Origin of the sequence: Candidatus Enterovibrio escicola (genome assembly GCF_002464935.1) — a bacterium.
Lineage (GTDB): Bacteria > Pseudomonadota > Gammaproteobacteria > Enterobacterales > Vibrionaceae > Enterovibrio > Enterovibrio escicola.
Map to the genome: position 1 here is coordinate 20,972 of NZ_NBYY01000016.1, position 14,555 is coordinate 35,526.

Genomic DNA, 14,555 nt, shown 5'->3' on the forward strand with positions numbered 1-14,555 from the left:
ATATTGTAAGTGGTTATGATAAAATTATACGAATGGATTGTCTCGGATAAATAAGATGAAAGTTGCTAAACTTAAAGAAGTGGAAGAAAGGCAGGAAAAAACACCGTCTTTGTATAAAGTGTTCTTGAAAAATGACGATTATACCCCCATGGGGTTTGTAGTGGAGGTGTTGCAACGGATTTTTTCCATAGACTTGAAAGAAGCAACACAGATAATGCTGGCTGTCCATTACAAAGGAAAGGCTGTTTGTGGTGTCTATTCGGCGGAGATTGCCGAAACGAGGGTCGCACAGGTTTCGATGTATGCGAAAGAGCATCAGCACCCGTTAATGTGCACCGTGGAGAAAGCCTAAGTAGGAGAAAACGAGTTTCTCCGGCACGCCAGAATGTGGTTATTGAAGGAGGTGCCTTATGCTAAATAAAAAACTCGAAGTTAGTCTTAACGAGGCTTTTGCAAGAGCTCGTGAGAAACGTCATGAATTTATGACAGTAGAACATCTGTTGTTAGCGCTGCTGAAGAATGTAGCAGCCCGTGAAGCTATACTTGCTTGTCGCACTGATCTTGATGCCCTGCACAAGGAATTAGAAGCATTCATTGAACAAACTACACCACGGATACCTGCCGATGATGTCAATCGGGAAACCCAGCCAACGTTAAGCTTCCAACGTGTATTGCAACGTGCAGTTTTCCACGTTCAGTCATCTGGACGTAGCGAAGTTAACGGTGCGAATGTACTGGTAGCTATTTTTAGTGAACAAGAATCACACGCTGTTTACCTGCTAAAGAAAAATGATATTAGCCGTCTTGATGTGGTCAATTACATTTCACATGGTACGACGACATCAAGTCGCGATGATGAAAACGTACCCAATTCAGATCTATCTTCTGAAGAGGCTATAGTTGAAGGTGGTGAAGATCGATTAGAAAACTTCGCGACCAACCTGAATCGACTTGCACGTGTTGGGGGTATCGATCCCCTCATCGGTCGTGATATAGAACTTGAACGCACAATTCAGGTGTTATGCCGTCGCCGTAAAAATAATCCACTGCTGGTAGGTGAGGCGGGTGTAGGTAAAACGGCTATTGCTGAAGGCTTAGCTTGGCGCATTGTCGAAGGACTGGTACCTGATATCATTCAAAACTGCATCATCCACTCCCTTGATATTGGTTCTTTGCTTGCGGGTACTAAATATCGTGGTGATTTCGAAAAGCGTTTCAAAAATATCCTGAAGCAGCTAGAAAAAGAAGATCATGCTGTACTGTTTATTGACGAAATCCACACCATAATTGGTGCAGGGGCAGCGTCAGGAGGTCAAGTGGATGCTGCAAATTTAGTTAAACCACTATTGTCTAGTGGTAAACTGCGTTGTATTGGATCAACGACTTACCAAGAATTTAGTAATATTTTCGAGAAAGAACGAGCGTTGGCCCGTCGATTTCAGAAAATCGATGTGGTTGAACCATCCTTGGACGATACCACAAAAATTTTGATGGGTTTGAAGCCGAAATACGAAGCTCATCATGAAGTGCGATACACCAACAAAGCAATACGCGCAGCAGTGGACTTGTCCGCTAAGTATATTAACGATCGTCACTTACCTGATAAAGCAATCGATGTCATTGATGAGGCTGGGGCACGTTGTCGCTTAGTACCCGTTAATAAACGGAAAAAAACTGTTGGTGTAGGAGACATTGAGTCAATGGTGGCTAAGATGGCTCGTATCCCTGAGAAATCGGTTTCAGCAACTGACCGAGATATTCTCCAATCACTTGAACAAAAACTTAAAATGTTAGTATTTGGACAAGATACGGCGATTAGTGCATTATCTGAGGCTATTAAGCTGAGTCGTGCGGGTTTAGGTGCAGAGAACAAACCAGTAGGTTCGTTCTTGTTTGCGGGACCTACTGGTGTTGGTAAAACGGAAGTAACTGTTCAGTTAGCTCGCGCAATGAGCATCGAACTTCAGCGTTTTGATATGTCAGAGTATATGGAGCGACATACGGTCAGTCGATTGATCGGGGCGCCTCCTGGCTACGTGGGCTACGAACAAGGTGGATTACTGACTGATTGCGTGATGAAGCATCCACATTGTGTTATTCTGTTAGACGAAATTGAAAAAGCGCATCCAGATGTGTTTAATCTGCTGCTACAAGTGATGGATAACGGGACACTAACGGATAATAATGGACGCAAAGCTAATTTTCGGAATGTAATTCTGGTAATGACCACTAATGCTGGTAGTTCAGAAGTGGTACGTAGATCTATTGGTCTAATTCAACAAGATCACAGTCATGATGCTATGGCCGAAATCAAAAAGGTCTTTTCGCCTGAGTTTAGGAACCGTCTTGATAACATCATTTGGTTTACCCATCTTGATCAAAATATTATACTGCAAGTGGTTGACAAGTTTATTGTTGAGCTACAAGCACAGTTGGATGCTCGTGGTGTGTCTCTAGAAATCACAGAGAAAGCAAAGCTGTGGTTAGCGGAGAAAGGCTATGATAAATCCATGGGTGCTCGTCCGATGGGTCGTGTGATGCAGGAGCATGTGAAGAAGGACTTGGCCAATGAACTGTTGTTTGGTTGCCTTATCAATGGTGGGACGGTAAAAGTTGGGGTGAAGAATGATGAACTAACATTTAGCTTTAGCGATGAAATGGAACCTGCATAATTTTCAGTAGAACCTAGTGGTTGTTGATCTTTACTGTATAAAACTAGTTTAATCATACAACGGCATCTATAGTAACATGCTAGTTTAGCATATCTGATTGGAACTGAACGATATTATTTAATTTTCTAAAAGGGATTTTCTGCTCAATGCCGATATTTATATAGAGAGCAGTTGATACCGCCTTTATCGGTATCTCGCTTATCATTTCACTTAGAAATGACGGTCTTTACACTTTTAAGCTCTACATGCTCTCTGAATGATATTTTCTCATAGCTCTTGTCAGAAACTATAGTATTGACTTCGGCAAGGTGGTCTACAAGACTCTCTGCACGAATAATATTGTTCCTTTGTCCTTCTGATAACGCGAAGTAGAATAAGGAATCTGCCACTATTTTATGGCAAGATTAATCATAGTCAAATTAACGTCATAGATTTTTCCTATTTTCTTAGGGTGGGTTCTCGCTGACATAGTTCCGTGTTGATGCACTAAAATAACCTCAGATCTGCATAAGCGCTAGCTTATCAAGCCAATTAATCTTAATGCTCGGCTTCTTTGGTTGAAAGGAATACGCAATGAGATCTGCTAGGTACTGAAAATGCTCAATTTAGGATATGTTTTTAGTTGGTTTAAACTGGTTTTAATAATAAATTGTTTCCAGAGCATTAGGCGGTTCCAAAGTTTCATCACTTTGAATTTTATGTTTTTTTACACCCGTTATCAGTGTTACTCCCTTGTCTGCTAGTTCCCGATCCAATGGATCAGAAATATAACCTTTATCTCCGTATAAACACCCCAAAGCTCGCCAACCATTTCCGATACAGGCTTTCTATCATCCACGTTAACCGTCGTTACTTTGACTGAGATAATGCCACCTTGGTCATTGATAATGAAGTACAATTTGAAACCGTAGAACCACCTCATCGTTCCTTTCCCTCGCATTGCGGTACCTTTAAAAACCTGATGTCTGAGAATGCGTAGGTTGTGACAAACTTGTAGCTTAAACGAATAAACAAAGAAGGCAATCCCTATCAGCCTTGCCTCACGGTAAGTGAGGTAAGAGCAAAGCGGAACTAGGACACCTTACATGAATTTAAACATCCTCGTGTAACTAACTAATTCAGGAAATTCGTTGGTGAGGTAGTGACAAACAAAGTGGATCTAATAAGTTTTGAGGTCTCGATATCTAGATTGATGGAAAGCTATCACTATCATCATCACTTCGCTAATTGAGAAGTAAGAAGGTTTTTTTCTTTATTTGATACCGGAAAAAATTAGGTGTTTTTCCCATGCAGGAAGGAAAGTCTGGTAGAAGTCGTCAACATCGACGAAAACAGCGTCTAAGTTAGACATGCCCCAGTCCTTATGCAGTCAATAGTTTCTTTTCAAACGATCAGATCGCAACCTTAGCATTTAGTGTATTTCTTATGCGTATCTCAGGTTAACTTAGTAATTGGAAGCGTCAATGCAAAGGTATTTCACGCATGGATCGAACAAGATTTACTTCCGAAAGCTCTAGAGCAAGCTGTGATTGCTGTGGATAATGCAATTTTTCATAAGCATAGCGACACACTGTAAGCAATTGAAGCTCGTGGTTGTACTCTAGAGTGTTTTCCTCCTTACAGTTCAGATCTTAACCAAATAGAACATAAATGGGTAGAGGTGAAGTCTAATAAAAAGAAAAGAGCGTTGTTCCATTGACGAACTGTTTGATCAGCATGTGGATTATATAAATTTAGTTTGATCTAGCTATATCAGCTTATCTTTCATGCTGTTACCTCCTTAATATCCTCAATGTGAATTCGAGCACAAATAGTTCATTTCTGCATTTTTAGTGAGAACACCTTCACCGTTCTGTTGTTATAAGCACGTCAAAGGCTGATAATGCAATATCTTATTAAAATATCCGAAGAATGCCATGACTGAATATTTATTGCTTTTCATCAGCACCATCCTAGTTAATAACTTCGTGCTGGTTAACTTCCTTGGCTTATGCCCCTTTATGGGGGTATCTAAGAAACTTGAATCCGCGATCGGGATGAGTATCGCGACTACATTCGTCCTAACGCTTGCCTCTGTCAGTTCTTACTTAGTGGAAACCTACGTACTCTCACCACTTGGTTTGGAGTACCTTCGAACACTCAGCTTCATTCTAATGATTGCTGTTGTCGTGCAATTTACCGAGATGTTCATATACAAAACCAGCCCCACGCTGTATCGTTTGCTCGGGATCTTCCTTCCATTGATTACAACTAACTGTGCCGTACTGGGTGTTGCATTACTTAATATCGGTAAACGACACAACTTCATTGAATCAATCATCTATGGCTTCGGGGCTGCTACTGGCTTCTCTCTTGTTCTCATTTTGTTTGCTGCAATGCGAGAACGTATCGCTGCTGCGGATGTGCCTCAGCCCTTTCGTGGTACCTCGATTTCGATGATTACCGCTGGGCTCATGTCGCTTGCTTTTATGGGTTTTATAGGTTTGGTTAACTTGAAATGATCAAAATTTTGATTGCAGTACTGACTATATCTGCCCTTGCGGCTGTTTTTGGAATTTTGCTTGGCTTTTCATCTGTCCACTTCAAAGTAGAAGTTGATCCTCTCGTCGACAAAATTAATACGATTCTTCCTCAAGCACAATGTGGTCAATGTGGTTATCTAGGATGCCTCCCATATGCACAAGCAATTGCCAATGGTGATGAAATTAATAAGTGCCCACCTGGTGGCCAAACAACAATAGAACAGTTAGCCAATTTTATGGGAATTGAAATAACAGAGTCTGCCTATGAGGATAAAACCAGCACAAGAAACGTTGCCTTCATCCATGAAGATAGTTGCATTGGTTGTACCAAATGCATTCAAATTTGCCCAATTGATGCGATCATTGGTAGTACAAAGGCGATGCATACAATAATGAAAGATGAATGCACAGGATGTGATCTCTGCGTTGCACCCTGCCCAACTGACTGTATTGAAATGATCCCTATGAAAACTACATCTAAAAATTGGAAATGGCAATTCAATCAAATCCATGTTGTTCAACTTTCTACAGACAATACAAAAGGCATTGAGCAAAAATGACCACTTTAATCGAACAAATTAAACATGGGAAGATCTGGAATTTTCATGGCGGCATTCATCCACCAGAAAACAAGCAACAGTCAAATAAACACTCTATCTTACCCGTTGAAATTCCAAGTACAATCATACTCCCGATCAAACAACATTTCGGTTCATCTGTGCAGATACTCGTCAGCGTTGGTGATCACGTTCTCAAAGGTCAACCTCTGACAAAATCAAACATCTTCCAATGCTGCCCCGTGCATGCACCTACATCTGGTGACGTCATTGCCATCGAAGCACATACCATCATAGATGCATCTGAGTTAAGTAACACCTCCATAATCATCCGTCCTGACTTTGACGATCAATGGACAAAAAAACAACCAATCTGGGAATTCCTGACAGTAGAAGCAGAAACTTTAATTACCCATGTTCATATGATGGGAATTTCAGGATTGGGTGGTGCAGGTTTTCCGTCTGCCATAAAACTGCAATCGGGATTAGTGCGAACCGATATTCTAATTATCAACGGTGCTGAATGTGAACCTTACGTCACGGCCGACGATCTCTTGATGCAAGAGCATTCAGACGAGATTATTCAAGGCATTGAGATTCTACAGCACATCGTCCAGCCTCAACTCGCTTTAATAGCCATCGAGGATAACAAACCTAAAGCAATCTCAGCACTAAAGAGATCTATCGGTGACAAACCAAACATACTCGTACAGGTTGTGCCAACAAAATATCCATCCGGCGGTGAAAAACAACTGGTCAAACTGATAACAGGGAAAGAAGTACCAACGAAATCTATTCCAACCTCAATCGGTGTCCTAATGCAAAACGTTGGCACTGTTTTTGCCGTTAAACGTGCAATTATTGATGGGGAACCACTAATACAGCGTGTTGTAACACTTACAGGTGCTACTCTTCAACAACAAAGAAACCGTTGGACACTGCTTGGTACGCCTATACGGTTCCTCCTTGATAAGCATGGTTATACACCAGATAATAAGATTGAACATTTGATCATTGGTGGCCCAATGATGGGCGTTACTATTCCGCATGCCAATGTACCCATCAGTAAAGAGACCAACTGTGTATTGGTGCCAAGTCGGTTAGATGTCATCTCATCACAAGGTGAGATGTCCTGTATTCGCTGTAGCGACTGTGCCGATGTTTGTCCAGCATTTTTACTTCCGCAGCAATTAAACTGGTACGCTAAAGATCACAATCTCGATAAATGCGAAGAATATAATTTATTTGACTGTATTGAGTGTGGGGCGTGTGCTTACGTTTGCCCAAGTGAAATCCCACTGGTACGATACTATCGTCAAGCAAAATCAGAAATACGCAAGCGAAATACTGAGAAATTACGGGCGGAACTTGCACGTAAGCGGTTTGAAGCCAAAAGATTGCGTACAGAACGTAAAAATGAACAGCGTTCAACCCGAGACAAACAATCAATTAAAAATCGCCATAGAGCAATGGAAGATTTCAATGATAGTGGTACCGTAACGAGCACTACCTTTCGCTTACAATCAGAATCCAAACAAAGCAGCTCAAAAATGTCCATGAAGCCAGTAATCGCGGCTGCTATTGCAAAAGCCAAAGCGAAGCAAATCGCAAGTAATCAGGTTGTACAAAATAGCAGAAAAATAAAGCCGATTTACGAAGAACATGAAAAACAGGATCGAGCATGCAAAGTACGTGACGATGGAGAACGTTATAATTATGTATCGTTAGAAACATCATCTGATAAGAATCGTGTCGTGGCCGCTGCAATCGCACGTGCAAAGGCACGTAAAAAAATACAGCTAAGAAAAAATGACGAGGATAAATAATCTTGGCCTTTTCTATTGCTAGTCGTCCACATTATCACAGTAACAAGAGCATCGGTAACATAATGATGAGGGTGATACTATGCACCTTTCCAGGTATCTCTACCCTCTGTTATTTCTTTGGTTGGGGTGTCCTAGTTCAGTTATCCCTTGCTTCCATCACTTCCCTCCTTGCTGAGGCTATCGTCATCACTATTCGTCGAAGGCCTGTAAAACGTTATTTACAGGATCATTCGGCACTACTCACAGGACTCCTGATTGGTATATCTGTTCCTCCCTTCACGCCTTGGTGGATCGTGGTTATCGGTTCTCTCTTCGCAATCATTATTGCCAAACATTTATACGGCGGACTAGGTAACAACCCATTTAACCCTGCAATGGTGGCATATGTTGTACTGCTAATTTCGTTCCCTGTGCAAATGACAATCTGGTTACCACCATCTTCTCTGCTGATTCAACCACTTACTTTTATGGACAGTGTGTCGACCATCTTCACAGGATTAAACACTGGTGGTTTTAGTGTGAATCAATTACGACTCACCGCAGATGGCTTTACCATGGCAACACCATTGGATACTGTTAAAAGTGCACTAATAGCAGGTAAAACGGAGACTGAAGCAGTCTTAGAGCCAGTTTTTGATACTTTTTGGGGACTGGATTGGGGGTGGATCAACTTCGCTTTCTTGCTCGGTGGATTGATGTTACTAAAACAAAAAATAATAAAGTGGCAAATACCCATTGGAATATTGGCTACCCTGTTTATCTTCAGCGCTATTGGCTATACTGTCAGTCCTGATACCGTCACTTCGCCACTCCTCCACCTCTTTTCCGGTGCAACCATGTTGGGTGCATTCTTCATTGCCACCGATCCTGTCTCTGCAGCAACAACTTCAAAAGGTCGACTAGTTTTTGGTATGATAATTGGGACGTTAATTTATCTTATCCGTACCTTAGGCGGATTTCCTGATGGTGTGGCATTTGCCGTACTCATTGCCAATATGTGTGTACCCTTAATTGATTACTACACCAAACCAATCGTTTACGGTTACAGGAAGGAAAAAAATGATCCGCGCAATGAAAAATAATGGTGCCATTCTCGCGCTTGCAGCACTGTTTTCTACAGGTATTGTCGCGATTACAGACGCACTAACCAAGGATACTATTGCGGAGCAAGAACTACAGCAGTTACTACAAGTACTGAATCAAGTCCTTCCTGCTACGATGCATGACAACATACTCTCCCAAAACTGCACGTTGGTTAGTAGCCCTGAGTTGGGAACTGATGACAAGATGCCTGTATATATCGCAACTAAAAATGGAAAACCAACAGGGATGGTCGTCAAAGCATTCGCCCAAAACGGCTATAATGGTGCTATAAAAGTCTTGGTGGGTGTCGATACTAATAATACTGTAGTAGGAGTTCGTGTCTTACAACACAACGAAACAGTAGGACTCGGTGATAGAATCGACTTAAATATCTCGAACTGGATATTATCATTCAGTGGTAAATCTATCAACAGCGCCGATGATAAACGCTGGGCAGTACATAAAGACGGTGGTCAGTTCAACCAATTCACTGGTGCAACCATTACACCAAGAGCAATCGTAAATGCGGTGAGAAAAGTGTCTACGTTTCTCTTCCATCACAAAAACCAAATTCTTTACCAACCAAGTGATTGTAGCGACGAATTATGAGCCTGAATACCAGATTGATGAAGAACGGATTGTGGAACAATAACCCTGTATTAGTCCAAATATTGGGCATCTGTCCACTATTAGCCGTATCTGCAACCCTCACTAATGCGCTTGGCCTTGGGCTTGCGAGCACACTGGTAGTCATGACTTCAAACTTTGTCATATCTTTGATTCGTCAATGGATTCCGAAAGAGGTGCGCATACCGATTTTCGTAATGATTATCGCGTCACTCGTAACCTGTATTCAACTTCTAATGAACGCCCATGCATATGGGCTTTACCAATCTCTTGGTATCTTCATTCCGTTGATCGTGACTAACTGCACCATCATCGGCCGTGCAGAAGTTTATGCTTCAAAAAACAATCCATTATCTTCCGTACTAGATGGTTTCTGGATGGGGATGGGAATGACGGCGTCCTTGGTCATTCTTGGTACAATCAGAGAAATTCTTGGTAGCGGCACATTATTTGAAGGTGCAGATCGTCTCTTGGGGGAGTGGGCAGTAGGACTTCGTATCCAAATATTCCACTTGGACAACCCATTTTTGTTAGTAATTCTTCCACCAGGTGCCTTTTTGACAGTAGGTCTGCTAATCGCACTGAGAAATGTCTTTGATAACCAACAAACTCGAAAATAACTGAAGATAAAGTTATAATTGTACGCGGGCGCGTGACATCTATGAATTAATAAACCATCTCTAAATGGATAAACAATGAATGATCGAAAACGAATTGAGATTCTAGAACGCCTTCAAACTAAAAATCCTCATCCGGAAACGGAATTAACATGGCATTCTCCTTTTGAGTTATTGATTGCAGTATTACTTTCTGCACAGACAACTGATATTAGTGTAAACAAGGCAACTAACAAACTTTATTCAGTTGCCAATACCCCAGATGCTATGTTAAAACTTGGCATAAATGGAGTGATAAATCATATCAAAACCATTGGTTTATTTAATTCTAAAGCAAAAAATATTATTAAAACCTGCCAGATATTATTAGATCAACATGGCTGTAAAATACCTGAAAATCGAGAAGCGTTAGAAGCCCTCCCTGGTGTAGGAAGAAAAACTGCAAACGTCGTATTAAACACCATCTTCCAGTGGCCTACTATTGCAGTTGACACCCATGTTTTCCGAGTTTCAAATCGTACAAAATTTGCGGTAGGTAAAAATGTCGGTCTTGTTGAACAAAAACTATTGAAGGTAGTCCCAAAAGAATTTAAGAAAGACACCCATCATTGGTTAATCCTACATGGACGCTACACCTGCTTAGCCAGAAAACTACAATGCAGCAGCTGCGTAATTGAAGACTTGTGTGAATATGATTACAAACAAGGTTTGTAAAACAAAATTTTACTTTTCGGTACCTAACCTAGGCTGAGCATCCAAAATGGGCTTGATGACGAACAGCGTTCTTTCGTCACACATCACGTAGCAATTAAACTCGGGTAACGGTCATTCGGAAAAATACGGAACCATTCGTTATTTGATGACTTGCTATGAATCAACCTCGTTGTTGTTCCAATTTCTCGGTGCTTGTCCAGTGACTCATATGCAGGGTCCGTGATAACCAAATCGATAGATTAGTTAGGCTATTGTTTAAGCCATTCGACCGCATCTATCTGTTAAAAATCAATGTTGCTCATCAAACACTTCTCCTTCAAGCCAAGTGAACGAAAAACAACAAAACATTTCTTTTATTTAAAGTTGGTGATGTATTTGATACGAAGAACCATATGACGGTTACTTTCGTAATCAACAACTATCACTTGATCTCAAACTTGACAGTCATGGGCATTGCGTCGAATTTTAAATGTGTTTTCACCAGAAATAATCGGCTTAAGGTATTTGGTGTTAATTTTAAGATCATGCTTTCTCATATGACATACCGACCTTTTCACGCACCCCATCTTTTACACGTGCGATGGCATGTGTGTAGGCTTCACTTTCTTGCTTATAAATCACAAGACCAAAGCGGTTATTACCTTCGTAAACAAACATCTTGGCTTCTAGCATTAGGTTTTTGATAACCAGATCCACGTTGAATTGTTGTTTCAGCAGATAATACGCTTCCTAGCACAGACTAGTGTATATCTTGTAATATTCAATATCCATTGATCTCCCTTATTTGTCTATCTGTGTTTAGACAATACCAAATAATTTCCATCGCCTATGTTACGGATAAAGGCGTGCTGGGTGTTATCCCCTAACGCACTAACATTACGCACTTATTTGCTATTAATACTTTTCTCTACAGGCTTTCTAATCAACACGCCTGCCTCTTTAGGCATCTTTTTAAGTATGCAGTCAGATTTAACAGGGAAACTAGGCAGATCATCAGGGATTAACTCCCCTTTCCAACCTAGCAGGTCTGGGCGTAGCCACTTGCCACGTAAGATTTATACCGGTAGAGCTTTACCGACACGTAATACGGGTGCGAGACTCAAAAGTTCGGTTATATCGGTACTACGGCGAGTGATGCTATATTGATAATACTCCAGCAACTGAGCCACGGTTTACTAATTCTTGATTATATTGTTGTCACTTGCTGATCTTGTGCTTAGTCTTTGCCTTTCCTTTTGCCATCATCACCTCCTGCTTAACTCCATGATGATCTGATTGTAGAAATTGCGATTAGTTCAGATATTTGGGAAAACAACGCTGTTCCATGATGTTAGGTTGGGTCTGTTATGGCATTCTGGTAGGCTACTTATGTAAGTATAACAAGTTGATAACGTCTGATTAAAGCGGTATTAGCAAATACAAAAGGAAAAGAAAAATGATCACTGAGTGCACTTTATCAATTGTTAAACCTGATGCTGTCGAGCGTAATTTGATTGGCGCCATTTATCAACGTATAGAAGCGGTAGGTTTGCGACTCATTGCTGTAAAAATGCTCCATCTTTCAGAGGAGAAAGCGAAAGGGTTTTATGCTGAACATGAAGGGAAGCATTTCTATGCAGATTTAATCACGTTCATGACATCTGGTCCTATAATAGTTCAGGTTCTAGAAGGTGAAGCTACCATCGATCGTTATCGAGAATTGATGGGTAAAGTTAACCCAGATGAGGCAGCCTATGGCACGATCCGTTCAGACTATGCAATAAACATATGTGTTAACTCTGTGCACGGTTCAGATAGTCAGATTGCTGCTAAACGTGAAATCGCGTATTTCTTCAGTGAAGATGAAATCTACCCACGTAAATCGTAATGCATTAATAAGGCGTTGTTTCCTAAATATCTGAACTAATCGCAATTTCTACAATCAGATCATCATGGAGTTAAGCAGGAGGTGATGATGGCAAAAGGAAAGGCAAAGACTAAGCACAAGATCAGCAAGTGACAACAATATAATCAAGCATTAGTAAACCGTGGATCAGTTACTTTTTGGATAAACGTCGCTGTCATTAAGACATGGCATTGTCTAATGCATCACGGCCATCGTGGCCATACGTTTATATTTTTGGATACCGTGATTGAAACGGTACTGATTATAAAAGATATTTTCAAGCTCTATAATTTATGGATTTAAGAAAGCTTTCTCAATTCGAATCTTACGTTGATGAATGTTTTGCTGAAATTACCTACATACACTTGCATTAGTAAACATTCGAAGAATGCAGAAGTTAAGTAACCTCAGATTTACATAAGTGATTGCTTATCAAACCGAGTAATTATTAATGCTCGGTTTCTTTGGTTGAAATGAATACGCGATAAACCCCCAGCAAATTTATAATAAAACTGATACAACGGCGGTGCCAAGAAGGCTCTATTTGGGATATGTCTTTTAGTTGGTCAAAAACGATTGTAATAATAAATTGTTTCCGGAGTATCAGGCTCTCCCAAAGTTTCATCACTTTGGATTTCATGTTTTTTTACATCCGTTATCAGTGTCACTCCCTTGTCTGCGAGTTCCCGCTCCAATGGAGTAGAGATATAACCTTTTTCTCCGTATAAATAGCCACAAAATTCCTCAGCCATTTCCGGCACAGGCTTCCTATCATCCACGTTAGCCGTTGTCACCTTGATTATTGATAATAAAGTGTACTTTGAAGGCGTAGAACCACCCCATTATTCCTTTTTCTTGCTTCGCGGTACCTTTAAAAACCTGATGTCTGAAAATGCGTAGCTTATGAGAAACCTGTAGCTTAGACGAATTAACGAAGGCAATCCTTGTCGGTTTTGCCTGTCGGTAAGAGCAAAGCTAAACCAGAACACTTTTCATGGGATTGAGCATTCTCGTTTAGCTGACTAATTCAGGAAATCTGAGGGTGAGGCAGAAGTAAACAAAGTGGATGTAATAGGTTTTAAAGTCTAGATATCCAGATTAATAGAAAGCTATCACTATCGTCATCATTTCGCTAACCGAGAGGCAAGAAGGTTTGTTTCTTTGTTTGACACCTGAAAAATGAAGTATTTTCCCATGTAGGGAGGAAAATATGGCTGTTCTCGTCGATATCGACGAAAACAGCGTCTAACGTATTCATGCCAAAATCCTTATATAATCGATAGTTTTTTAAACGATCAGATCGCGACTTTGGCATTTAGTTAATTTCTTATGCGCAACTCAGGTTAAGTACCGTTTACCGAGTCGAGGAGCTGTTGCTCACGTTGTTATTGCGACCACAGGCCTAAAGGTATACGAAAAATTAGAATGGAAAACACATAAAAAAGGTAAGGAGAATAGGTATATCTAGAGTAAACTTCATCTTGCTGTTGATATGTCTACTCATGAGATTATCGCTGCAGAAGTTAGCTTAGTTTCTGTGGGTGACAATCAGGTTTTACCTACATTACTTACCCCATTAAGACGAAAGATACAGTAAGTCAGTGCGGATAAAGCCTATGACACAAAAGCATGTCACCACGTACTGAAAAATAAAGAAATATCGCCCAGTATTCCACCGCGAAATAACGCGAAATACTGTAAAAAAGGGAATCCTAGAAATGAAGATCTAAAGGCATTGAAAGAGGCCAAACTAGATGGAGTAAAAACAAGGATAGAGTTTATCACAAACGTTCATTAGCAGAAACAGTAATGTTTCATTACAAACAGTTGCTCAGCCATAAACTCATTCTTCGTGATTAAAATGCTCAAGTTTGTGAAGCTCAGGCAAATATTAAAGCAATGAATAAAGTTATAAAACTAGGTATACCTGTTCGCCAGCAGACAAAATCAAGACTGTAAAAAAGATTGGGATCAGTGCGTTATAAGCCTGATTTACTCAACAATTCCGTGCTGCATTGCTATTGATATCTTAATAGAAATATCCAATACACT

11 protein-coding genes and 5 pseudogenes are annotated in these 14,555 nt (G+C 40.6%); 13 read left to right on the plus strand and 3 right to left on the minus strand.

The window, feature by feature from the left end; all coding sequences use genetic code 11:
* The first annotated feature begins 55 nt into the window (after window positions 1-55).
* Both clpS and clpA read left to right on the plus strand, forming a co-directional pair.
* On the plus strand, window positions 56-352 hold the full coding sequence (gene clpS / locus BTN49_RS06805; protein WP_097356556.1) for an ATP-dependent Clp protease adapter ClpS: 297 nt from the start codon (window positions 56-58) through the stop codon (window positions 350-352).
* A gap of 58 nt (window positions 353-410) precedes the next feature.
* Complete coding sequence (gene clpA / locus BTN49_RS06810; protein WP_097356557.1) at window positions 411-2,672, plus strand: ATP-dependent Clp protease ATP-binding subunit ClpA; 2,262 nt, start codon at window positions 411-413, stop codon at window positions 2,670-2,672.
* 497 nt (window positions 2,673-3,169) lie between these two features.
* Here clpA and BTN49_RS20745 read toward each other — a convergent pair.
* Window positions 3,170-4,023, minus strand: a pseudogene (locus BTN49_RS20745) (IS982 family transposase).
* Between the two features lie 228 nt (window positions 4,024-4,251).
* On the opposite strand from BTN49_RS20745, the gene BTN49_RS20750 reads away from it, so the two are divergent.
* From BTN49_RS20750 to nth, 8 genes and pseudogenes are all read left to right on the plus strand, one after another.
* Window positions 4,252-4,371: a transposase gene (locus tag BTN49_RS20750; RefSeq protein WP_097356608.1), complete on the plus strand. Its 120-nt coding sequence runs from the start codon at window positions 4,252-4,254 to the stop codon at window positions 4,369-4,371.
* 217 nt (window positions 4,372-4,588) lie between these two features.
* Complete coding sequence (rsxA, locus tag BTN49_RS06825) at window positions 4,589-5,173, plus strand: electron transport complex subunit RsxA (RefSeq protein WP_097356558.1); 585 nt, start codon at window positions 4,589-4,591, stop codon at window positions 5,171-5,173.
* Complete coding sequence (gene rsxB, locus BTN49_RS06830) at window positions 5,170-5,754, plus strand: electron transport complex subunit RsxB (RefSeq protein ID WP_097356559.1); 585 nt, start codon at window positions 5,170-5,172, stop codon at window positions 5,752-5,754. The genes rsxA and rsxB overlap by 4 nt, the downstream gene beginning before the upstream one ends.
* Complete coding sequence (gene rsxC, locus BTN49_RS06835; protein WP_097356560.1) at window positions 5,751-7,577, plus strand: electron transport complex subunit RsxC; 1,827 nt, start codon at window positions 5,751-5,753, stop codon at window positions 7,575-7,577. Before rsxB ends, rsxC begins: the two co-directional genes overlap by 4 nt.
* A 2-nt stretch (window positions 7,578-7,579) precedes the next feature.
* Window positions 7,580-8,659: an electron transport complex subunit RsxD gene (rsxD, locus tag BTN49_RS06840; RefSeq protein ID WP_097356561.1), complete on the plus strand. Its 1,080-nt coding sequence runs from the start codon at window positions 7,580-7,582 to the stop codon at window positions 8,657-8,659.
* On the plus strand, window positions 8,637-9,269 hold the full coding sequence (gene rsxG, locus BTN49_RS06845) for an electron transport complex subunit RsxG (protein WP_097356562.1): 633 nt from the start codon (window positions 8,637-8,639) through the stop codon (window positions 9,267-9,269). Before rsxD ends, rsxG begins: the two co-directional genes overlap by 23 nt.
* Window positions 9,266-9,957: pseudogene (locus tag BTN49_RS06850) on the plus strand (electron transport complex subunit E). The gene rsxG and the pseudogene BTN49_RS06850 overlap by 4 nt, the downstream one beginning before the upstream one ends.
* Window positions 9,958-9,982: 25 nt before the next feature.
* Complete coding sequence (gene nth / locus BTN49_RS06855) at window positions 9,983-10,618, plus strand: endonuclease III (protein WP_097356563.1); 636 nt, start codon at window positions 9,983-9,985, stop codon at window positions 10,616-10,618.
* A 522-nt stretch (window positions 10,619-11,140) separates the two neighbouring features.
* Here the strand turns inward: nth and BTN49_RS14020 are convergent.
* Window positions 11,141-11,314 (minus strand): hypothetical protein, encoded by a 174-nt coding sequence (locus BTN49_RS14020; protein WP_158523672.1) that lies wholly within the window; start codon window positions 11,312-11,314, stop codon window positions 11,141-11,143.
* A gap of 739 nt (window positions 11,315-12,053) precedes the next feature.
* Here BTN49_RS14020 and ndk point away from each other — a divergent pair.
* Entirely contained in the window at window positions 12,054-12,485 is a 432-nt protein-coding gene (gene ndk / locus BTN49_RS06860; RefSeq protein WP_097356564.1) for a nucleoside-diphosphate kinase, read from the plus strand.
* A 168-nt stretch (window positions 12,486-12,653) separates the two neighbouring features.
* Window positions 12,654-12,806 (plus strand): annotated as a pseudogene (locus BTN49_RS20755) (transposase); the annotation flags it as partial.
* Window positions 12,807-12,916: 110 nt separating this feature from the next.
* On the opposite strand, the pseudogene BTN49_RS22215 reads toward BTN49_RS20755, so the two are convergent.
* Window positions 12,917-13,761: pseudogene (locus tag BTN49_RS22215) on the minus strand (IS982 family transposase).
* Between the two features lie 81 nt (window positions 13,762-13,842).
* Between BTN49_RS22215 and BTN49_RS17790 the strand changes: the two are divergent.
* Window positions 13,843-14,462: pseudogene (locus BTN49_RS17790) on the plus strand (IS5 family transposase); the annotation flags it as partial.
* Window positions 14,463-14,555: the final 93 nt, after the last annotated feature.

Bases quoted from the DNA above. Each gene is read 5' to 3' on its own strand.
- clpS (WP_097356556.1), top strand. From the start codon at position 56: ATGAAAGTTGCTAAACTTAAAGAAGTGGAAGAAAGGCAGGAAAAAACA.
- clpA (WP_097356557.1), top strand. From the start codon at position 411: ATGCTAAATAAAAAACTCGAAGTTAGTCTTAACGAGGCTTTTGCAAGA.
- rsxA (WP_097356558.1), top strand. From the start codon at position 4,589: ATGACTGAATATTTATTGCTTTTCATCAGCACCATCCTAGTTAATAAC.
- rsxB (WP_097356559.1), top strand. From the start codon at position 5,170: ATGATCAAAATTTTGATTGCAGTACTGACTATATCTGCCCTTGCGGCT.
- rsxC (WP_097356560.1), top strand. From the start codon at position 5,751: ATGACCACTTTAATCGAACAAATTAAACATGGGAAGATCTGGAATTTT.
- rsxG (WP_097356562.1), top strand. From the start codon at position 8,637: ATGATCCGCGCAATGAAAAATAATGGTGCCATTCTCGCGCTTGCAGCA.
- nth (WP_097356563.1), top strand. From the start codon at position 9,983: ATGAATGATCGAAAACGAATTGAGATTCTAGAACGCCTTCAAACTAAA.
- ndk (WP_097356564.1), top strand. From the start codon at position 12,054: ATGATCACTGAGTGCACTTTATCAATTGTTAAACCTGATGCTGTCGAG.